The organism is Candidatus Poriferisodalis sp., from assembly GCF_965262965.1.
Lineage (GTDB): Bacteria > Actinomycetota > Acidimicrobiia > Acidimicrobiales > Poriferisodalaceae > Poriferisodalis.
Map to the genome: position 1 here is coordinate 2,341,684 of NZ_OZ253573.1, position 20,164 is coordinate 2,361,847.

At 63.7% G+C, this 20,164-nt stretch carries 16 protein-coding genes, 1 tRNA gene and 1 pseudogene; 7 read left to right on the forward strand and 11 right to left on the reverse strand.

Translation table 11 applies throughout. The annotated features are described in order from the left end of the window. Nucleotides 1–78: 78 nt before the first annotated feature. The 3 genes from ACQY5K_RS11140 to ACQY5K_RS11150 all read right to left on the reverse strand — a co-directional run bounded on the left by ACQY5K_RS11140 (nt 79) and on the right by ACQY5K_RS11150 (nt 4,290). Nucleotides 79–1,590, reverse strand: a complete 1,512-nt coding sequence (locus tag ACQY5K_RS11140) for an RNA-directed DNA polymerase (RefSeq protein ID WP_428115128.1) — start codon at nt 1,588–1,590, stop codon at nt 79–81. A gap of 167 nt (nt 1,591–1,757) precedes the next feature. Continuing rightward, nucleotides 1,758–2,846 (reverse strand): DNA sulfur modification protein DndB, encoded by a 1,089-nt coding sequence (locus ACQY5K_RS11145; protein ID WP_428115131.1) that lies wholly within the window; start codon nt 2,844–2,846, stop codon nt 1,758–1,760. A 217-nt stretch (nt 2,847–3,063) separates the two neighbouring features. Beyond that, on the reverse strand, nt 3,064–4,290 hold the full coding sequence (locus ACQY5K_RS11150; protein WP_428115133.1) for an IS110 family transposase: 1,227 nt from the start codon (nt 4,288–4,290) through the stop codon (nt 3,064–3,066). Between the two features lie 334 nt (nt 4,291–4,624). Between ACQY5K_RS11150 and ACQY5K_RS11155 the strand changes: the two genes are divergently transcribed. Next, complete coding sequence (locus ACQY5K_RS11155; protein WP_428115135.1) at nt 4,625–5,089, forward strand: Panacea domain-containing protein; 465 nt, start codon at nt 4,625–4,627, stop codon at nt 5,087–5,089. 573 nt (nt 5,090–5,662) lie between these two features. On the opposite strand, the gene ACQY5K_RS11160 is transcribed toward ACQY5K_RS11155, so the two are convergent. Further along, on the reverse strand, nt 5,663–6,082 hold the full coding sequence (locus tag ACQY5K_RS11160; RefSeq protein ID WP_428115138.1) for a helix-turn-helix domain-containing protein: 420 nt from the start codon (nt 6,080–6,082) through the stop codon (nt 5,663–5,665). 211 nt (nt 6,083–6,293) lie between these two features. Next, the gene (locus tag ACQY5K_RS11165) at nt 6,294–7,535 is read right to left on the reverse strand and encodes an HNH endonuclease (protein ID WP_428115140.1); all 1,242 of its coding nucleotides are present in this window, start codon (nt 7,533–7,535) and stop codon (nt 6,294–6,296) included. A 207-nt stretch (nt 7,536–7,742) separates the two neighbouring features. Here ACQY5K_RS11165 and ACQY5K_RS11170 point away from each other — a divergent pair, with 207 nt between their 5' ends. Further along, nucleotides 7,743–7,925, forward strand: a complete 183-nt coding sequence (locus tag ACQY5K_RS11170) for a YjzC family protein (RefSeq protein WP_428115143.1) — start codon at nt 7,743–7,745, stop codon at nt 7,923–7,925. Nucleotides 7,926–7,941: 16 nt separating this feature from the next. Here the strand turns inward: ACQY5K_RS11170 and ACQY5K_RS11175 are convergent, their stop codons facing one another. The 5 genes from ACQY5K_RS11175 to ACQY5K_RS11195 all read right to left on the reverse strand — a co-directional run bounded on the left by ACQY5K_RS11175 (nt 7,942) and on the right by ACQY5K_RS11195 (nt 14,607). After that, on the reverse strand, nt 7,942–8,973 hold the full coding sequence (locus tag ACQY5K_RS11175) for a DUF4268 domain-containing protein (RefSeq protein WP_428115145.1): 1,032 nt from the start codon (nt 8,971–8,973) through the stop codon (nt 7,942–7,944). 454 nt (nt 8,974–9,427) lie between these two features. Next, complete coding sequence (locus ACQY5K_RS11180) at nt 9,428–10,594, reverse strand: hypothetical protein (protein WP_428115148.1); 1,167 nt, start codon at nt 10,592–10,594, stop codon at nt 9,428–9,430. 190 nt (nt 10,595–10,784) lie between these two features. After that, the gene (locus ACQY5K_RS11185) at nt 10,785–10,952 is read right to left on the reverse strand and encodes a hypothetical protein (RefSeq protein ID WP_428115150.1); all 168 of its coding nucleotides are present in this window, start codon (nt 10,950–10,952) and stop codon (nt 10,785–10,787) included. A gap of 78 nt (nt 10,953–11,030) precedes the next feature. Continuing rightward, the gene (locus ACQY5K_RS11190; protein ID WP_428115153.1) at nt 11,031–11,228 is read right to left on the reverse strand and encodes a hypothetical protein; all 198 of its coding nucleotides are present in this window, start codon (nt 11,226–11,228) and stop codon (nt 11,031–11,033) included. Between the two features lie 67 nt (nt 11,229–11,295). Next, a complete protein-coding gene (locus ACQY5K_RS11195) occupies nt 11,296–14,607 on the reverse strand; it encodes an AAA domain-containing protein (RefSeq protein WP_428115155.1) in 3,312 nt (1,103 codons plus the stop codon). Here ACQY5K_RS11195 and ACQY5K_RS11200 point away from each other — a divergent pair. Next, nucleotides 14,567–14,657: transfer RNA gene (locus ACQY5K_RS11200), tRNA-Lys, on the forward strand. The genes ACQY5K_RS11195 and ACQY5K_RS11200 overlap by 41 nt on opposite strands. Nucleotides 14,658–14,955: 298 nt before the next feature. Here ACQY5K_RS11200 and ACQY5K_RS11205 read toward each other — a convergent pair. After that, nucleotides 14,956–15,390, reverse strand: a pseudogene (locus ACQY5K_RS11205) (DUF4011 domain-containing protein); the annotation flags it as partial. A gap of 204 nt (nt 15,391–15,594) precedes the next feature. Here ACQY5K_RS11205 and ACQY5K_RS11210 point away from each other — a divergent pair. From ACQY5K_RS11210 to ACQY5K_RS11225, 4 genes are read left to right on the forward strand one after another with little or no spacing between them, the layout of a single operon-like run. Beyond that, on the forward strand, nt 15,595–16,050 hold the full coding sequence (locus ACQY5K_RS11210; protein WP_428115158.1) for a MerR family transcriptional regulator: 456 nt from the start codon (nt 15,595–15,597) through the stop codon (nt 16,048–16,050). Continuing rightward, nucleotides 16,047–16,685 carry a hypothetical protein gene (locus ACQY5K_RS11215; RefSeq protein WP_428115160.1) on the forward strand — a complete coding sequence of 213 codons (639 nt, stop codon included), beginning with the start codon at nt 16,047–16,049 and terminating at the stop codon, nt 16,683–16,685. The genes ACQY5K_RS11210 and ACQY5K_RS11215 overlap by 4 nt, the downstream gene beginning before the upstream one ends. Beyond that, nucleotides 16,682–18,016 carry a hypothetical protein gene (locus ACQY5K_RS11220; protein WP_428115163.1) on the forward strand — a complete coding sequence of 445 codons (1,335 nt, stop codon included), beginning with the start codon at nt 16,682–16,684 and terminating at the stop codon, nt 18,014–18,016. Before ACQY5K_RS11215 ends, ACQY5K_RS11220 begins: the two co-directional genes overlap by 4 nt. 43 nt (nt 18,017–18,059) lie before the next feature. Continuing rightward, nucleotides 18,060–20,150: a reverse transcriptase domain-containing protein gene (locus tag ACQY5K_RS11225; protein WP_428115165.1), complete on the forward strand. Its 2,091-nt coding sequence runs from the start codon at nt 18,060–18,062 to the stop codon at nt 20,148–20,150. Nucleotides 20,151–20,164: the final 14 nt, after the last annotated feature.

A 20,164-nucleotide genomic window follows, 5' to 3' on the forward strand; every position in this document is an offset into this window, starting at 1 on the left:
TGCACGCCATCCGACGCATGCAAGTGCAGCACCACGGGGCCCATCGATGTCGGCTTTCCGCCACAAGTGTGAAATGGGCTAGCGCAATCCCTCAAGCACTGGTTCGAGGTCGTGATCGGCGGACCACATCTTCTGGCGGAATGAACGGATCCGCCGGGACCCTTGGCTCTTGGTCGCAATGGCATCGATGAGTCCTCGCCGCATGCTGTAGTGGCCGAACTCTTGTGCGAGGTCTTCGGCCCGGCTTTGGCGGTACGCACGTGATTGCGCCCATGCGTGTGCAGCAGCGGCGCGAACCGGCACTTGGTGCGCGGCGCAACCCGATGATGCAACGACGATCTCTTCGAGGCGTTGCCCGTTCGCCTTGCCTACTCTGACCCGCGAAGCGGCCTCGCACGCATGCAGTTGAGCCGCCAGGCCGACATCACCGCGATCGGCAGTTGCCTGCTCGACCAACCAGTCTTGGTCAACCTCGTGGCGGGTCGGCCGGTGCTCAGACAGTTCGGTCAAGTACCTTCCGACCTGCCGCGGCAAGGTCAGCAGCACCGCCGGGCAGTCGTAAATCCTCGGCAATGCGCACGGACTACGCCGATAGCGAAGACTGCCGACGCAGAATGACACAGCCGTCCAGTTGGGCTGATCCCGGCTCAATTCCTCATCGAGGGCGACCTCAAGATGCCGGTCGTCGCCGACAAGTGCGGGATAGCACTGCAGCGCAGACACCGTCGGGTCCTGCACGGCTGACCATGCGCTCCCGTCAGCAACGGAATGCTCTTCGTGCTTGCCCGAGTTCGGTTCCAAGCCGATCGAGTCGAGGGCCTGGCAGTAGACGTCATACGCATGAGCCACGGAGGCACCGATGGGAACGAATATGAAGCTGTCGTCGGAGTAGCGCAGATGTGCCAATCCCGCTTCGGCGAGCGCCCGATCCACGACACCAAGTACGAGGCCCGCGATCACCGCTGACGCATCAGGACCGATGGGAAGTCCGCTCGGTGCACCGACGAGGACCAATTCGCGCAGCATCTCCACAAGCGAGCCAACTTGCTTGGAATCGAGCCCCTGCCACACCAACGCCCGTTCGACGATTTCGGCGGTGATGCTCGGATAGCACCGGCGAACGTCGCACTTCACGAGCATTGAGTAATGGCCGGAAGCGATGTGTGACGATGCGACGTCCCGCAGGTACCTCCATGCACGGTTGCTGGGTTCGATCCTCCAGCCCGGCGGGCCGTTCACGAGGCGGGCGCCGAAGGCATGACAATGGGCGCCGACCGGCGTGCCGCCGAGCATCTGGTCAACCAGCATGCGCATCTGCAAGTCGTCCAGCGGATGCAAGTGGGTTAGTCGCCGCAGTTCATCCTTGCCGGGCTTCGGCAGCGGGAACCCGCACGCCGCGCCTGGTACCCGACCTTCCGACGCTCGCCGATGAAGAGCGTCGAATGTTGCATCAGGATGAGCTACGAAGTCCTTCCATCCCAACACATCGGGAAGATCGCGCAGGCGGGAGTACTCCTGGCCCGCCTGCACATTCGCCGCCACTGCATCGCGCGGTTGTGCACTGCAGTGCAGTGATCGATCTTGTTGCATGACATCCCCCTTTCTTGGGGCCAAAGAAACTACATAGCCGTCATTTGAATCTGATCCTCGGCTGCCTGCTCTCAACGCTGACGTGAACAGCGCCGACACAGGCAGGTCCTGCTGCAGACCTCGTCTCCCCGACTTGCATGAACACGAGGCCGGCCGACCATCGTCCGTCACGAGGTCTCCGTATCGAGCACTGCGGCCGGGGCGTCGGGTCGGAGCCCGAGTTTGTACTTCAGGAGCTCACCGGTGGCGTCGCGCGTGGAGGTCCTAGTGATGATGCTCTGCCCCAAGACGCAGATGCCTTCCCATTCAGAGTTGCTCTTGCGCCAGTCGACCTCGGCGAGTGCATCAAGGGCGCTGAGGTCGATGCCTTGCTCCCGAAGCGATGCGCCGACCCGGCCAAGCGCCCACAGCACGAGCGTGTACGACGACAGGTAATCCTGGCGCGCCTCGGCGGGGGTCTTCGTCCCAGCCGCGATCTCGGGCCACGGACTCACGACCTGCGTCAGCCGGTTCCAGAAGTCAATGGCGTAATCACGTGCAGCGCTGATGTCCGCGTCGTCGGCTCCCTCGGGGATGTCGCCCAGCAGTTGGGTGTTGGCCCGTTGAATGCCGGACAGCGTGGCGAAGTTCTGGTTCCGCACGGACAACGAGACACGCTCCTTGTCGGTTCGTCCTTGGAACAGCTGCACAGCGTCAACGCAGTCCATGGTGATCTGGTTAATGGGCAGGCGGTGGTCGTAGAGGATGTCCAACGACTTGGAGGTCTTGTGGACAGTGCGATTGAGGTCGCTGAAGATCTGCTGGCTGCGCTGCGTGCCCCCGTCGGGCAGCAAGACCACGGAAATCGAGTCGTTGGCGAGCGTCGGGTCCTCGCGCAACGCCTGTGCGATGCCCGCGATCCGGTGCTGACCGTCGTTCACGATGTAGTCGGCATCGGGCGGCAAGTGCAGCACGCCGATGTCGCTGCCCGGCTCGACGGATTCGAATTCGAACGAGTTGACATCGACTGATACCGTGACCGCGGAGAAGATGTAGTCGTCATGGCCGAGGATGTACTCCGCTATCTCAGGCACTCGCCGCTTCTTCAACTCCCGCTGCGTCCGGTCCTCGGGCGGGAGGGCGGGCATGTCCTCGGGGTCGTAAACGAAGACCTTCACAACGATCCCGAACCGCAAGGACGTCGTGTAGTAGGTGGTGTTCCCCATGCGCCCCCGCGTCGCAGGAACTCGAAACGTAGCTTGAAGTGATGTACGCATCCGTTTGCCTCCTTATGGACATCGGCTGATTCAAGACATTGCGAAGTATACGTATACAAGGACTCAATTGGAGACATATTTTGCAAACACACGCGTTGACAAATGGCTAGCGGCGCTCGATAGCGCTGATCCGTCGGCCTATGCAGCACACCCAGCGGGGCGGTCGCCGGACATCGCAGGACGACCGGAACGCGTTTCGCGATGCTCCTATGGTTCGTCAAGCGGCGGGTTGGAGTGTGTTGAGCCAGTCGCGGTAGGCGGGTATGAGGGGGTGGTGGGGTGCTTTGCCGCGTTCGATCACCGAGATGGTTGCGGGCCAGGTGTTGAGCTGGTCGGCGGCGTGGGCGAGGCTGAGGCCTGCTGCTTGTCGTCGGTGTCGCAGCTCGCCTGGGTTGTCGGCGCTGTTGGTGTGGTGGGGGTCGGCGAGCAGGGCGAAGACTTCTCGGGCGATGTAGCGCTTGAGGCATCGGATGATCTCTCGGCGTGATTTGCCTTCTGTTTGGCGGCGGGCGGCGTAGGCGCGTGTTCGGGGGCAGGTGGCGAGGCGGACCATGGCGATGCGCCACAGGGCGTGGTTGGCCTGGCGGTTCCCGCCGGGGTTGAGGCGGTGGCGGGTGGTCTTGCCTGATGACGCCTCGACGGGTGATGCGCCGCACAGCGCCGCGAACGCGGCTTCGGTGGTGAGCCGGGCGGGGTTGTCGCCGGCTGCGATGAGCAGGATCGACGCCGTGTCGGCGCCGATGCCTTTGGCGGCTCGCAGCGCCGGGTTGGCGGTGTTGGTGAGCTTGTCGAGATGGCGGCGCAGCTCGTCGAGGTCGGCGTCGAGGGCCTGGTATTGGCGGGCCAGGGTGCGCAACGCGATCTTTGCCGCCTCGGCGGGCTCGGCGGGGTCGCCGGGACGGAACCGAGCGCACCGAGCCACCCGCTGCGCAGTGGTGAGCGGCTCCAGGGCGCTGCGCAGCCGGTCGGGAGCGGTGACGATGAGATCGCGGATCTGATTGGAGATGCGGGTGCGATGAGCACGCGTCGAGCACAACACGACCCGGATCGCCCGGATCGACTCCACAATCCCGTCGCCGCCCTTGGGAACGGTGGCCGCCTCGCCGTTGAGCGCAGCGCGTGCCGCGGCCTCGGCGTCGACGGTGTCGGACTTGCCGCGGCGGCGACGCATCTGACGGTTCGGCCGGTTCACCTCGACCACCTCGACACCCGAGCCGACCAGGTGGCGCGTCAGCCCCGCCCCATAAGAGCCGGTGCCCTCCACGCCGACGCGCACCACAGGGCCGAACGACCCCAGCCACTCTGCGAGCCGGCGATACCCCGCCGGGTCCGCCCCGAACGACGCCGTGGCGAGCACCCGGCCCGCCTGGTCGGCCGCCGCAGCGACATGGACCTCCTTGTGCGTGTCGACGCCCCCGTAGACGCCGACCGCCTCATCAGCCATGATGAACCCCTGCCTTTCTCCCTAACCGGGTGATCAAGGCACCACCGGCCGGGACGGCGGACAGCACAGCCACGGTGCATAGCCAAGGCTCCTATCAAGTCACGTCCGCCCGACCGGCCGGTGCGCGCCAGCAGCCAGGACACCGAGCCGACAAATCACGAAAAAGGCACAAAGCCCGTGACACCCTGGGTCAGACCCGGGCCCGACTGCTGACCCCAACATCATGGCTGTGGCACCCCGTTGCCATACTGGTGCCGTACGGCCTGTGTGGTCGTCGGTAGCGTGTCGCAGCCCAGAATGAACGCCGGGGCGACCGATGGGAAGGAGGCCGGCGATGTCAAGCGCACATGACTCATCTGACCTCGTGCTGAGCCTGCTCGGGTCGGCCACGACCATGAAGCTGCAGAAGCTGCTGTATTACTGCCAAGGCTGGCACTTGGCGTGGGATGGCGAGGCACTATTCGACGAGCGCATCGAGGCGTGGGCAAACGGGCCCGTCGTCCGCGACATCTACGACCTGCATCGCGGCACGTTCCGACTGAACCATCCGCTCCCTGCTTCCTGGGGCGCTGACCATGAACGGCTGACGAAGGACGAGCGCGAAACTGTCGAAGCCGTCGTGGACTTCTACGGCGACTGGTCCGCGGATCAGTTGTCGCGCGCAACGCACGGCGAACGGCCGTGGATCGAAGCGCGCGAGGGTCTTGCGCCCACTGAACGCGGCACGCGCACCATCAGCCTTGACACGATGCAGGACTATTTCAGCGGACTGATGGACCAACAGTCCGAGGATGGCTAAACGCCCGAAGGGCACTCAGCCGAAGCGCTCGAAACAGCACGGCCCCCGCCCAAGCGCAACGCCGCCAGGCCCTGACAACGCTGCCCTCTCGTGGCGGTTCTCGACGCTGGACCGTACTTACCCTCAACAGGGCGGCTGGAGCGCAATAGACGATGCCGACCTGCGCCGAATCGTTGACCGTGTCTCGGCGTTGGACGACAGGTCCATGACGCAGGTCCTTGTCGGATCGTCCACATCTCAGCGCGATTTCACGGTCTACGACCAAACGACAATCGACCGCGGCTTCAGCGCAGACGCGAAACGGCAACTGGCCAACTAAGAACGAGACGACGCGACCGAGATCGCAAGGATCCGAATCGGCAGCGCCAAACGGCTCTACGCAGTTAGGACGCCCCGAGGCATCTTCGAAATGCTGTGGTGGGACCCGAATCACGAGATCTACCCAACCGAACCACGCAATACCTGATCCACTGAAGATACGGCTCAACCGGCGCCGTCTCCACTGGCGGCCGCTAGGAAGAGAATCTCGCCGTTCTCGGAGCAATGGGTCCTGATGTCCCTCTGAAAACCATGTCACTCCACCCGCTCGGCCGGGGCGGACCCAGGCCGTCCCGCGTCGGCGAGGAACTCGGCAAAGCGCAGCACCTGCTCCTTGTCGTGATCCGACAGCACCCTGGTCACCTGCAACAAGGGTGCGTCGGCGTCAAGTTCAGTGCCTTCCTCCCCAAGAAGCCACGCCACGGGGCGACGGTACAGACGGCCGAGGCGCCTGAGCTCAAGCGACGAGACCCGACGCTTCCCGGACTCAATCGCCGACACGCTTGCTCGGGGAATGTCCAGCGCAGTTGCAACATCCGCCTGCACCAGACCGATGTGCTCGCGCGCAAACCGCAGGCGCCGCGCCAGCGCCATCTCTGCGTCCTCGTCGGAACCAGGCTCATCGGTTTTCGTGACCCGTTTTCTCACGTTGATGTCGCCTGATATGACATACATGTCATATTATCTGACATCTGCTGCCAAGCGGTCCGGTTCCTACTCCGGCAGTGCGGACCAAGAGGCTCGCTGGGCCGTTGTCCGAATCGGGGATGCACGCTGGCCAAGCTCCAAGTCAGGGACTCGACAGCAACGGCAGGCCATACCGCTCCTGTTCGCTGACACGTCGAGTTGACCGCGTTCGCTCGCGATTCGATTCCCTGTGGTCAGTTCAGATGTACCGGTTGAGGTGCAATCGAAGCTCCTCCACGCTCAGCGTACGGTCCTTGGGTCGATGGAGCATTGCGTGGCAGTTAGGGCACACGGGTCGCAAGTCCTTGATAGGGACGAGCCGGTACTCGGGGTTGCCGGCGATCTCGTGCAGCGGCGTGACGTGATGCACGTGCATGAAGCCTCGGCCGAGTTCGCCGTAGCGCTCCTCGAAGTCAAGGCCGCACACCTGGCATGTGCGCCCGTAGTGCTTCAGGCACTCCGCGCGGGCCCATCTGCTGCGCTCATACCGGTTCACCTCAGCACGACTGATCGCACCTTCCGGCACCGTCTGGCCGCCGGGAACTCGCACCCCTGCCTCGTCACCTGAGAGCGAAGGGGACTGCCCGAGCAGTTCCTGCCAGGCCCGTTTGAGCGAAGCTGCTTCTTCGTCGGAGAGCCGCTGGCCGGATCCTCTAGGTGCGAACTCGAAGAACCTCGGTGCGATGGAGCTACGGAGCAGCTCGACCGGCAGGCAATCCTCGGCTGCCACCCAGTGCTCCCATTCGACATCGATCCAATTCGTCCCATCGGCAGAATCCTCGTAGACCTCGCTAGCGGCCGTGCCGCTCGCGATGATTCCGCCCCCGGCGCCGTGCAGAAACAAGACCAGATCATCACCCTCGCTGATGCCGCCTATGCGTGAACCCGTCGACCACCAGCCATCTGATGTGACTTCGCCTTCGGTTGACTGGATCTTGTCCAGCCAATAGCCCCGATGCTCAACCAGCTCGGCAGAACTCATGTCCTGCGGCCGAGGGCTCCACGTGAGTACAAACATCGGACGCTGCGGTGTGCCATGCGAATCGCTCCCGTCGCCACCGAGCGACGCGACCGCTTCGGACAATGAGATGCTCCCCTCAGCGGCTCCAGCTACTCCATGCGCTGCGAGCGCTCGCAGGCCCGTGTCGAGCTTCTTGAGCACACGTCGGGCGCCGTCGCGCACTTGCGCGCTCACCGGATTGCCGAGCGCATCAACGCCCCTCGCATGGCGACCGGCAATCGCACGAGCCTCGATGCAGCGGCTCACGGTCATTCCCCAGTCACGGTCCCGATGGCCGGAGTCCCAAATGAGGTTCGCGATCGCCGCCGCCTCAGGGTGACTCGGCCAGATTGAGCCCAGCGGCAACACCACATACGGCACGGAGCCATCGTCAGGGAACGCGACACTGAACCGCGCGGGTCTCGAGGATGAGCTTGGCATCGTGCCAACGTAGTGACGCATGGCTCACGAATCACTCTCCCGAAGATGCATCGCGGCCTGAGGCAGGTGCACCCGCGAGTTCGCGCTTGTCGACCGATACAGTGCAACTCGCCACAGATGAGTTACATCTGAGGAATTACACCGCGGTAACTGGTGGGAACCGACCGATGTCAGTTCCAGCACCGGTGGACTACGAAAGGAATTGACATGGGCAAGCTCCAGAAGCCAGGTGAAACGCCTTCACGTCCTGGCGAATACGAAGAACGCGGCCCGCGTGGGGGTCAGATCAGTGATCCTCGACAGGTCACGATTGAAGAGGGGGACAAGCCCCTCCCTCCCACCTCAGAGTCCGGCCACAAGTGGGAGCGAACAGGCCCGCCGAGGCCCTGACCAGCCGCCCATATTCCTACGATCGCTGATCGGTAGTACAGCGAGTGATCGGTTGATGGTCCACGGCACCTATCTCGATTGGCGGATGCGCGCTACCAACTGACGGCTGCTGCAGGTTCCTGATCGGCTCCGCAAAGACACGGCGCAGTTCGCCCAGCGTTTCGATGGCCCAAGCCCGATACCTCGGCCAGCTTTCGCGATCAGCCGGATCGACGGGGTCGAGGTAGGCGGCGACCCGCGATGCTCTTGCGTTCTCGATGGGCTCCCATCGAAGCGCTAGATCGCACGACACCTCAATCTCAGCACGGCGGGCCTCCATCAAAGGCAGGACCGACTCTCCGTCGTCGATGTACACCTCAGCCCGGAGGCTGTAGTTCGTGGCACCTGTTGGATAGGAGAAGCTCAGCAGATAGCGGACACCACTGCGGCCGGTGGGGAAGCTCATCCAGTTGACGGGTTGCGGGGTCTGGGCGTTGCTCCAACCAGGGTGCGCTTGGTGGAAAGCGGGAAGGAACTCAGCCCACCAGTCGGCATAGCCGGCGTTCCACGCGGACACGGTCTTGGACGCTGCGCGTGCGCTGCGCGAGAAGTCGTCTGGCTCCACAACGACGTTCAACTGCACTGCGGCTGGCGAGTCGCCGATGCGAACTGCGTGGACCTCGATCCCGAAGAAGCCGCTTCCCTCGCCTGACAGCGAATTCAGCCAATTCAGTGCGGAGCGATGCTCGGGGCGGAACGACTTCGCGACCAGCACGGCCCAGTGCGCTTCCAGCCCGGCGGCGTAGGTGATCAGCTTGCCCAGGTGGTCGTGGTCGGTGGGCTCAAGCAGGTTCTCGACGACGAGACGGTGGCCGGTGTTCGCATCCCGGTACACGACATCAGCCGAGAACGGCCCGACAGCGACCTCGTCTCCTTCCAGTTCCAGATCCATCTGGAGCGCCTTGCCGAGATGATCCGGGTGCGCCGCCAGCCACGGCGTGAAGTCTCTGGCCTCGTCTGGCCACACGTCGCGCAACGGCACATCTTCAAGCGACGCAACATGAACCACAGCACTCGTCTCCTCGTGCGGACCGGCTAGAGCGAGAACGGTAGAGACCACCTGGTCGGGTCTCGGGGGCTGAGAAACGCTGCGCCGCTATCACCGACCGGCTGAAGACAGCGCTAGGTAATGCCAGCGTCAGCGCTTCTCGATGTCCTCTGTTCGGTCCCGAGATCTCACGTAGCGCTCAAAGGTCTCTTGAGCGACTCGGCGCCCGAATTCGCGCGGATCCTCGGGCCTGTTCAGCCCCGGGCGGACCCTGATCGCCCGCGACCGCGCGAGTTCCTGTCGTATGTCGTTATCGGGCGTCCGTGTCATGGTGCTCCTCCTAGTGTGCCAGAACCTCGAAGTTGGCGGTCACGCTCGAAGTACCGGTGGTTCAGATCCGGGTCGAAATAGTGTTTCCGCTTGATCCACACGAGGCCGTCACCTTTCGAGATCACGGCGACGTCGATGGGGCCGCCTACAGTCTCAGCCCCGGCGTCACCCTTCGCTTGAACGAGGTGAGGTTGACAAGCGCCTCGGCCATCTCGGCTAGCTCTTCTTTGGGCAGCACTTCCACGACCGACATGATCGGTCCCGAATTGTTGTGCTCCAGGAACTCGTCCAGCAGGTTCCCAAAGTGGTCGGTGATCCCGGCGCGAGCCTCCTGCATGGCGTGCCGCAACTGTCCGTAAACCGCTGCTGGGAGTGCGTCCTCGACCACGTCGCAGAAGTGCTCGGTGAGCAGTGTGATCGTCTCGTGGACGAACCCGTTAAGCGCCACACGAAAGCCCGGGTGCACGCCATCCATGAACGTGGCCACCATGTCCTCCTGCGCGAACGGATAGATGCCTGCCGATTGGCTCCCGTCGATGCGGTCATGCCCGCCCGGACGCACTCGAACCCGGTTCGCGACGACACCGTCAAGGAGATAGTGCGAGAGCGCGGGGAAGATCTCTGACTCGCCGAATCCTGCTATGACCACTCCTCCGCTTCCGGGTGATCGATCCGCGAGCCGCAACGACGTGCGTACAAGCACCCTTGCGCGTCGCACAACGCGACCATCTATCGGCAGGCCTCGAAATGCGGCGGCGACGAAGCCGGGCCAATCAGGCGCTGCGCTGCCGATCTCGCGCCCAACGATCGCAGCACTGAGCCCCTCGACGAGCGTGCCGCGCCCGAGCCGGTCAATCGTCGCATCGATTTGGCCAAGGATGCGCTCGATGACCACGGAGTCGTCCAGTTCTGTGCCATCGGCCGATGCTGCAACGATTTCGTCGTCCACGATGTCGCGGATCATCTCAAGTTCCCAGCGTGCAGTCATCGCGACTCGCTCGAGTTGCTCGTCTCGGGTCACGTGCTGAGTCAGATCCGAAAGGTGGTCGATGAAGTCGGCGGCGTACTCAGCAACGGTTTCGAAAGTCTTCGTGCCGGCTGCCTTTCGATACTCCTTCACAACCGTTTCCCATGGGATTGGACCAAAGGTCCCGGCACCATAGATCATCACTGCGACTGGTTCCACGGTCGACAGCGAGAACAGCTTGTTGGCGGTGTTGTAGATCTTGGGGCCTCGGCCTGCGACGGTGGCCGCGCTGTCCGCGGCGATGGCCACGGCTTCACGATTAAGGATCACAACCTCAGCTGTCACGAGCGCACCCTTCGACAGCGAATCCTTACACCAAGCCGCCACAGGTATGCGAATGCGTTAGGTGGTTACATCGACACCGCGGCCATTGGCGGAGGCCAGAACGAGAGTCTCCACGTCCTCGCCGGTCTCGGAGTGGTCGGGCCGGGTGTCCCGAAGCGGCGGGTTACCCCGCCCGCTCGGCTCCGGAGGATCATGGCCGGCCGGCGTCGGCGAGGAACTCGGCAAAGCGCAGCACCTGCTCCTTGTCGTGATCAGACAGCGCGTTGGTCACCCGCAACAAGGGCGCACCCACGTCGAGTTCAGCGCCTACCTCCCCGAGCAGGCAGAGGCACTCCGTCGTCTGCTCAACTGAGACCACGACCAAGGATGCTCAGCCGCCGAGAACCTCGCCTTGTCCGGCTGAGCGCGCCGAGCAGGTGCGGCGAGCGGTCTTGGACTAGTCGTTGTCACCGAACAACTGCCGGCCCCCGATGTGTTCCTCACAGCCGTTCCGTGCCAGCCAGTCAGCGGCGTCCAGCAAGATGTGCATTTCCTCATCGTTGATATGTCGAACGTCACGGTGCACATGGTGGCGCGCAATACGTCTCACAGCTTCGTGCAGGGGAAGCCCTTGGTAGCTGCGTTCGTTTGCCATGTGGGAAAGTCTCGCGCTCCACCGGCACGTGCCAACGAGACTCTGTTTGCCGATGCGGAACTGGGCCTCAACTCCGGGCTTCGCGGATCGCGATCTCAAGGGCGGTGACGATCCTCTTGCCGCCCCGCCGAAAGCCCAGCTCGTCGATCATGGCTGCAATCATGCCGCTCTCGGTGCGCAGCAGGGTGTCCGACTCGATCCAGCGTGCGAGCGCGACGAGTTGATCGTGCCGATAGTCGGTGATGTTGTCGTAGCCAAGCGATCCACGACGAGGGACTGCCGGCCGAGGTGCCCGTTGGACTGGCGGCATCTCGGGCCGATCGGTTGTAGACGAGGGCCCGGTCATCGTCGGCCCGGTGCGAACTTGCCGCTGCGTCGCGCTGTTCGCGCCAGCTCCTATGCCTACGAACCCGTCGGAAGCACGGACAGCATTGCGCCAGGCAGCTTCGGCCTTGTCGAGTTCCGCTTCCCGGTCGTTGAACCATGAGGTCGACCAGATGCGATGGACGCGCCATCCCTTGCCTTCCAGCACCTCTTGGCGCAGCCGATCGGCGTCACGAGCTGTCGGTGTGGAGTGATACGTGGCGCCGTCGGCTTCGATGGCCAGCACCATCTGGCCGGGCTTGTCAGGGTGCGCGCACGCGAAGTCGATTCGGTATCCCGAGACCCCGTATTGAGGCGTCACCGGGATCCCGCGGCGCTCGAGACCTTCCTTGACCGACAGTTCAAAGGGATTGAGCGGCACGTCATGAGCGCTTGCGCCGAGTACGCGACCTTCGGTGGCGGCGTACTGCAGGTACTGCCGCAGGAGTTCGACGCCCTTCGCGGAGGAACGACCCGGTTCCATGTCGTGATGGCCGAATGACGACACGACGTCCACGCGTGATCGGGCTCGGGTCACGGCAACATTGAGCCGACGCTCCCCGCCTTCCTGATTCAGCGGACCGAAGCGGTACGGCAGCCGGCCGTTCGCATCCTTGTGGTATCCGACGCTGAGAATGATGGCGTCGCGCTCGTCGCCCTGAACACGCTCGATGTTCTTCACGAAGAAGCGTTCATCGTTGGCTTCAGAGAAGAACTCGTCGAGCGCGGGGTCATTGAGGTCCCGCAACTCGCGCATGAGTGCATTTTCGATGGCGTCTGCATGCGCCTGGCCGAACGCGATGACACCAAGCGTCTCGTCGGGCGAGGTGCGAGCGTGGTCGAGCACCCGCTCAGCTACAAGCAGCGCTTCATCGGGATTCGACCGAGTGCCATTGACCTCGGCATGTGGCCGGAACGGAACCAGATGGTGGGTCAGCGGACATTCCTTGGCGGACCCGGGGAATGCTGTCAACGACCCGCCGTAGATGTGCTCGTTCGAGAAAGCGATGAGCCGATCGTCGCGACTGCGGTAGTGCCATGTGAGCATCGTGTCGCGCAAGAAGATGTCAGCGACTTCGAGCAGCGATTCGATGTCGTCTGTGGCAATCGGCGCCTCGTCGGCATCCGCGTCATCGTCATGCGTGCTTTCGCGGCCGAAGAACGCTGTGGGAGGCAGCTGACGACTGTCGCCGGCGATGACAGCTTGGGGAGCGCGGGCGAGGCTGCCGATGGCTTCGGCGGGAGGAATCTGGGAGGCCTCGTCAAACACGACGACATCGAAGATGTTCGCATCGGATGGAATCATCTCGGCCGTGAGCACCGGAGACATGGTCCAGCAAGGTCGCAGCGCTGTCAGCACATGTGGTGCGCGTGCGAGCAGTTGGCGAATGCTCAAGTGACGGCGCTTCTTGCCGGCTTCGGTGCGGATCAACGTTGCTTCCTCAGGGTGCGCGTCCATCGCGGCAATCACGCTTTGGGCGATACGGCGACGCAGGCGCATCGGTGCCACGTTCAGGTGCTGCCGGTCGAACTGTGCAAATTCGTCGCGGACCCGCGTCGCGCGATCGCTGTCGAATCCGGACAGCCGCGGGTCGGTGAAGCTCAAGTCCTCCAACACCCGGGACAGCCAGGCGTGCTCGACAGCGCGGGCAGCCATGTGAGCCGGGTATGAGTTGCCGGCTTGCTCAAGAAGCGACATCACCTCGGCGATGCGAAAGCCGGACTCGAGCTCGCGTATCCGCGGCAGCTTCTGGGCGACATCGGAACTCGATGCCAAGCGGTCGAGCGTTTCGGCCAGCGCCGGCACCGGCTTAGCCGTCGTGTCGCTCTCGGTCAGAAGCCCGTATTTCTGCAGCGATGCGAGGCTCTCGGCCGCCGCCGTGACCCCGTCGATCGCGTCGTCGAGACCCTGCGGTACTCGGGGCAGGCCCTCCGCTGAGAACTCCGACCACGCTGTGAGATGCTTCCCCACTTGTTCCAACGTGTCGAGCGCGTCTATGGGCGACAGATCCCCCGACTCGCGCAGCGTTGTGGCGACCGACTCGCGCGCTCTTCGATAGGCGCCGGAGAACAGCCGTGCGCTGGCGCGCGCCATCCCCGACTTCCGTGCCGACGCCAGCGAGCTCCGCAACTCGGATACATCCAATGCGTACAGGTCGTCGCTGAACCGCTCAAGCGTCTGCCTGATGTCGGCGAGCGAATCCAACGCATCGCGCCATTGTGCATAGGCGTCCGGAAGGGCGGCCCCGATTTCGTCGAGACAGGCCTCGATCGCACTGCGAGCTGCAGGCAGCCGATCAAGGGCAAGGCCCCGAACGAGTTCAAAGGCAGCTTGCGCCTCTTGAGTCGTTTCGATGGTGCTTCTTGACCATTCCGGGTGCGAAGTCGGCAGATCATGTCCGGCAAGGTCGACCCACTCGGTGATGTCGTGGCTGAGTTGCTCAAAGCTCTCGCGATCGATGCCGTTCGCCGAATCGGACGACAACCGCGACGGGGTATGTGCCTCAACAGGAACGCCGAGCAGGCGCTGGCGCATTTCGAACACGCTGAGGTTCCACGGTGCGCGTTGGTCGTGCACGGCGGCCTTGTCGGCAAGAAGTTCGCCCCGGCGGTCTTGCAGGCGACTGTGCAACTCGGTGTGGTCTTGGGCCGGAATCGTCGCGACGTGATCGAGCGAATCTGAAAGACGGCTTGCAAACTCCCGCCGAGAGGTGACTCCTCCATGCAGGTCCATCACCAGATCGTCGAGACCGACCAAGTCCAGCCGCTTTGTGACAGCTTCAATGGCTGCGCGTTTCTCTGCCACGAACAGCACTCGCTTGCCGTGTGCGACAAGGGTGCCGATCAAGTTCGAGATCGTCTGTGACTTGCCGGTCCCAGGCGGGCCCTGAATGACCACGGACTCGCCTCCGAGGACCCGGTTGATGGCCAAGTGCTGGCTCGAGTCCGCGTCGAGAATCAGAAACTCCGATTCCGGCGGATCGAGATCGGGCTGGCTAGGGCTGGGATCGCACATTCTTGCTGTGAGTGCGGCCCGGGCGGGTTCGACCCCCGCGATCGCCGCCACGAGGTCGTTCTGTGCGAACGCCTCGGCGCTTTGATCGAGGTCTTGGACGAGCGGCATCGTCGAGTACGAGAAGTTGCCTGCCACGACACGAGGTGTGATCGCAAATTCCGGCAGCTCACTCCATGCACCGGTCAACTGGTCCAAGAATTCATCGAAGGCTTCGAGCGAGGTGGGAGGATCCTCGGCAACATCAGCCTCGATGTCGTCCATCTCGATGCCATGATCGCTGCGCACCATGCGCGCAAGCACTGGATTCAGGTGCGCATCACCGGCGACGGAGACTTCGAAATCGCGGGTGGCAGCCCCGGTAGGCACTGTGTGCAACGGCACGAGGATGACCGGCGCAATGGGTTCGGTGCCTTGCTCGACCCTCCAACTCGCAAGTCCGATCGCGGCGAAGCACGTGTCAATGCCCTTCTCTTCAAGGTTCGTCAGCGCCGTCTTGTGGATCGCAAACACTCGTCGCCGCGCATCGTCGAAAGGCGCCGCCGCGGCAGCAGACATCACCGTGGAGTAGATGTCGCTGAGGCGCACTTTGCGGCCAGCCAGCAGCCGATCGAGCGCCTGGGCACTCGCGCCGGCATCTGCCCCTGGCGTGAGATCGAGCGTGCCGGTCTTCAGGTCGCGGTATCGGCGCAACCGATTGCGGCCGGTCGTGTCAAGTAGCTCGTTCTGCCACCGCTGAGCGGCTCTGCGCACTGCAGCGAGGCGTTCGTGATCGGGTTGCGGCATAGCCGCGGCATCGTAGCGAAGCGCACTGCCATGCTGGGCTTCGCCGCCAGCTCACCGAAACGCCAGCTGCGACCAGCGACGCAGATGTCGACGCCCTGCGAGCAGCCGGATTCAGCAGCCAAATCTGAGTGCGCTATCGATTCCAGACCTACTAACCGAAACTCGCGCTTGACTACACATACCGCGTGTAGTGTAATCCCCGCTATGAACACACCGGGCGATGATTGTGTAATCACAGCGACGGAAGCTGCCAATGCAGCCGGCATCACCTACCGGCAGCTCGACCACTGGGCACGCCAAGGCTGGGTCACACCCTCGATCCAGCCGGGGTCGGGACGCGGCGGTCGTCGGCGGTACTCGGTGACTGATGTCCTGCGCCTCGCCGCGCTGCGTCACTTTGCCAAGTCTGGCTGGCAGGTCAGCGATCTCGGTGAGCGAGTCAGCACGGTGGACCTGGAGTATGCAACCTGGCTCGTGGCTGGCACGGAATCAGCCGTAGAAGCCTGCATTGACGACGGCAGGCTGCACGAGGCGATCACCCGTGAAGGCCGCTTCAGCGTCTACCACCTCGAACCGCTACGCACGAGTCTTCTCAACGTTCAGCCGCCCAGTGGCTTGGCTGAGGTAAGTCCAATGAGGACTCAAAGGAAGACGGCATGAACGCGCTCAGGCCAGTACCCGACCGAGCAGTCAGCGAACTCTTCGAAGGAGACATTCCCAACCCTGCCCAAGCAGGCCAGTCCCGAGCCAAGGCGGTGAACGAGGAATTCAAGGCCCAGGCCCACAAGTGGATGCAGGAAGCCGGTGCCAGCATTGTGCGCAGCCGGCACAAGGTGGGCGCCTACGAAGTCGAAGCCGAGATCGTCGGCCTGAACGGTCAACGATTCTTGGTCCTGGTTCATGGCGTGCCGGACGACGGCGAGCGGGCAGGCCTGAGGCGGACCGACACGGTGAAGAAGATGGGCTTCGACGCAATCATGATTGGCCGACTCCAGAATCAGCCGGTGCTGGTGCTTACGTCACATCTGCCCGAAAGCGGTGCCGCGAAGGAAATGCTCGCGGATTGCGCGGCCAATCTGCTCGATGTGTTCGCCACGAATGGCGACTTCGCCGGGTTTCAGCGCTTGCAGCGCTATCTCCACGACGATCTGCTTCCTGAGCCGCTTCCAGCGCCGTGGCGAGAGAGCCCGAGCCAACGAACACCGGAACTGTTCGACACGGTGGACCAGCCGCACCGACCAGACGTTGTCGGCACCCCCGCCGGCCACAGCACGGACACAGCAGATCCACCATGAACCGAACGCCCGCAGCCCGCCGCGGTGGCGAAGCAGGTCCCGTGATCGCGGCAATCTGCCGCGAGTCCGATTCTGCGTGGCAAGCGGTTTGTGCCCTGCTGGAACACGCAGACTCGCAGGCCAGCGGCGACAGCATCGGAGACTCGGTAGAGAGCGTCCACGAACACGCAGTTGCTGTGTCGGCGGCCCTCGAGCAGCGCTTGACACCCCAAGGTGAATCAAGGTCTAGCGCAGTCACCAGCTACAGGCCCATAGAGGCTGCCGGGGCGATCGCTGCGATTCCTGCCGCTGAGATTCTGTTGTCCGACCGAGCGCTGGCCCATGCCGCCGCCACAGCGTTGGATCAGCTGTACTGGCCCAGTTTCACTCGTGACTGGCTGGCAGAACGAGGTACATCCTTCGAACTCGGGGCAGGGGATCTGTACCCGGTTGGCGAGATGCGGCTCATGGGCACCGTCGGACACAGCGCCTGGCCTCATCGGCTGCCTTTGCGTCAGGGTGAGTTGGATCATGTTCGCCGTCGTGCTGTGGACGGGACCCGTGTTCGCGTGGTCGGCGAGTACGCCCCCATTATCGACCGCCTGGCCGCGTCGCCGCCTTTGGAAGCAGCCGTTGTGCTGCCTAACGAATCGTTGACCGAACTCAACCTTCCACCCAACCGGATGGGTCCTGCCAATTCTCAGGCTCAGCGGTCGACGATCAACCGGCTCCTGCGCGAAGCCCGCGAGGCGGGTGTCGATGTTGTCGTGCTGCCCGAGTTGAGCGTCGATCAAGACATCGTCGAATGGCTCAGCGAACAGTGGGCCAACGCAGTGGACCTACCGATTCTGTTTGCAGGCAGTGCTCATCTGGTCGAGGACGGCCGACGCATCAACCGAACTGCCGTCCTGCTGCCTGGCGTCGGTGCCGCGTGGCACCACGACAAGTTCACAGTATTCGAAGACCGCGACGGCATCCGGGAGCCCATCGATCCGGCCGAGCCGTGCATCACGGTGGGCTGCGGCCATCTGGTGCGCGTGGCCACCTTGGTTTGCAAAGACGCACTCAGCGTTGACATCGCCAGCCCGGTCGCAGACTTGGGAGTCCATCTGCTGGCCGTACCCGCCATGTCGAACACCTTGGGGGAATTCAGCACAGCGGCGAACCTGCTCATCTCACGTTCGCAGGGGACGACGGTGGTCGCCAACAACCCCCGCGTGTGGGATGGCGCCTCGGTAGGTCATGCGCTGCTGGGCCAGCCGGTGCGCCAGACCGAGGGCAGATGCCTCGAGCGCCAGAGCCTCGCCGCGCCCGACCTCGGAATCGCTCGGCTCGGCAGTGGGTGGTCGTGATGTCAAGCTTGCACGCGACATTTGCTTGACATATGCTTGACGCATGAGCGGAGCGTTGCTCGACGCATTTCTGAATGAGATGCGGGCGGCGCTGGAACGCACGGAAGCTGCTCACGACGCCGCAGCGAGCGCTGCTCTCGCCGACATCGTTGTACGCGGCCGAGCACTGCTCGACGACCCGGCCCCCGAGGATCTGGCGGCAGCCGCGGCAGAGTTGGACATCTCGATCCGCATCCTGCGACGCCGCAATCTGCCCATTGGCGAACTGGTGTCGCTCGGCGACGAGTTGCAGGAAGCGCTGTTGGCGACGGCCACCTCCGAGACTCGGCGAGAAGCCCGCGAGTACGCGCACAGTGTCGGCGAACGCATGCTGGTCGAACTGGAGCAGCAGACCGCCACGCCCACCGAGTTGGCTGGCCGGCTTGGCGTCGACATCAGCCAGATCAGCAGAGCAGCACGGGCGCTTCGCGAAGACGGACTGATCGAGGTTGAACATGCGACCGGCGACCGGCGACGGCGCATCTACCGGTCGGTTCGGGACGGTTCCGCTGCCCGACGCCGCTGGAGTTGGCGGACCTTCGCGGAACGATTGCCGGTACTGAGCGCCGACGACGTGTACAGCGACCTGCTGCCGGGGCGTGTCGGCGACCGCCTAACTGCCGCGGGGATGGCCAGCGTCTGCGCGGCTCTTCGAGAAGACTTCTTCTCGGGTCGCTACGTGCCGACGCCCGCACACGAGGTGGAGATCCCCAAGACGAGCGGAGGCGTTCGCCCCGCCGCGGCGCTGCGATTTGCCGACCGGCTGGCATACGCGGCACTCGTCGAACGCTGCCGTCCCGAGATCGAAGCCAGCCTGGTCTCCGCGCGCGAGGTTCTGTGGCCGCGAGGATTCAGACGCGACAAGCAGTGGATTGCGCTGGAAGGGTTCGTCAACCAGAGCGGCGCGACGCATGTGCTGTCAGTTGACATTCAGTCCTTCTATGACTCGATTCGCCACGACATACTCGCCCAAACGCTGACGCGAGCAGGATGCGACGAGACGGTGGTGTCAGCCTTGAACGAGTGGCTCGGCACGGTCATGGGTGGCCTGAAGAGAGGTCTTCCGCAAGGACTCATCGCATCCGATCCGCTGGCAACGGCCGTGCTGGCACCGCTCGACATGACGCTGCGCTCAGCCGGGTTTCGCTATGTGCGGCACGGAGATGATCTCAGAGTGCTCGGCTCGCACTCCGATGTTGCAGACGCGGCGCGGCTGATTCGCAAAGAACTGAGATCGCTGGAACTCACCGTCAACGACGACAAGACTCGGGTGCTTCGCCACGCCACGTATATGGACCGTCGAAACGAGGTCAGCGACGCAGTGCGGGAGTATCTCGATGCATCAGACCATGTCGAACGTCACTCAGCGATATTCCAGCTGCTCGACGCGCTCGGCGCCGATGACGAACTGTCGTGGAGTTGGTACCACGAAACCCTCAGTGTCAGCGATGTCATGGAATCAGTCGGAACCCCATGGGACCCGAGCGACACCAGTGCATTGATAATTCTGTTGAAGGAGGTGGCCGCCGCGGAGGAGGCTTCCGCCCGCTTCGAACAACGGTGGAGAGGTCATTGTGCGCAGCCGGGCACCGTGTTGATGCGGGCGGGAATCTCCCTGCTCGCGGTCGCTGGGTCGGCCGAACCGGCCGCAGAACTCGAGGCCGCCGTCGTGGCACGTCCGGAGTACGCCGATGCGCTGTCGACCTACATCGGGACAGCGGCACCCTCAAATCCGACCGCCGTTGCAGGGCTGTTGCAGCGAATCGAGGATTCCGGTGTGATCTCGGGCGCTCAGTGGCTCCGCTTTTACGAAGCGCTCGGCGATGCCGGCAAGTCTGGAGAATTCGACAGCCTCGCACGGACCCATCTTCATTCAACGGATGGAGGATGGATGCGACGGCTCCGAGCAGCCCGATTCATGGCGGACCGCGGCAAGCTTGACGCCGACTGCGTTCCAGAGATCTCCGCAGAGGCGCCGGCAGCGCTTCGCGATGACGTCTTGGATCTCACGCGGCACGTCGCGCCGTTCTCCTTCAACGATGTCGCGAAGCACGAGGGTGCCACCGTCGCCACCCTCCTCGCCGCTACAGCTTGAAACCGTCGATACGC

Excerpts from the sequence above, each read along its gene's own strand:
- ACQY5K_RS11155 (WP_428115135.1), top strand. The coding sequence starts at position 4,625 with ATGTCAAGCGCACATGACTCATCTGACCTCGTGCTGAGCCTGCTCGGG.
- ACQY5K_RS11170 (WP_428115143.1), top strand. The coding sequence starts at position 7,743 with ATGGGCAAGCTCCAGAAGCCAGGTGAAACGCCTTCACGTCCTGGCGAA.
- ACQY5K_RS11195 (WP_428115155.1), bottom strand. The coding sequence starts at position 14,607 with ATGTGCGATCCCAGCCCTAGCCAGCCCGATCTCGATCCGCCGGAATCG.
- ACQY5K_RS11210 (WP_428115158.1), top strand. The coding sequence starts at position 15,595 with ATGAACACACCGGGCGATGATTGTGTAATCACAGCGACGGAAGCTGCC.
- ACQY5K_RS11140 (WP_428115128.1), bottom strand. The coding sequence starts at position 1,590 with ATGCAACAAGATCGATCACTGCACTGCAGTGCACAACCGCGCGATGCA.
- ACQY5K_RS11160 (WP_428115138.1), bottom strand. The coding sequence starts at position 6,082 with ATGTATGTCATATCAGGCGACATCAACGTGAGAAAACGGGTCACGAAA.
- ACQY5K_RS11225 (WP_428115165.1), top strand. The coding sequence starts at position 18,060 with ATGAGCGGAGCGTTGCTCGACGCATTTCTGAATGAGATGCGGGCGGCG.
- ACQY5K_RS11220 (WP_428115163.1), top strand. The coding sequence starts at position 16,682 with ATGAACCGAACGCCCGCAGCCCGCCGCGGTGGCGAAGCAGGTCCCGTG.
- ACQY5K_RS11190 (WP_428115153.1), bottom strand. The coding sequence starts at position 11,228 with ATGGCAAACGAACGCAGCTACCAAGGGCTTCCCCTGCACGAAGCTGTG.
- ACQY5K_RS11150 (WP_428115133.1), bottom strand. The coding sequence starts at position 4,290 with ATGGCTGATGAGGCGGTCGGCGTCTACGGGGGCGTCGACACGCACAAG.
- ACQY5K_RS11145 (WP_428115131.1), bottom strand. The coding sequence starts at position 2,846 with ATGCGTACATCACTTCAAGCTACGTTTCGAGTTCCTGCGACGCGGGGG.
- ACQY5K_RS11215 (WP_428115160.1), top strand. The coding sequence starts at position 16,047 with ATGAACGCGCTCAGGCCAGTACCCGACCGAGCAGTCAGCGAACTCTTC.
- ACQY5K_RS11165 (WP_428115140.1), bottom strand. The coding sequence starts at position 7,535 with ATGCCAAGCTCATCCTCGAGACCCGCGCGGTTCAGTGTCGCGTTCCCT.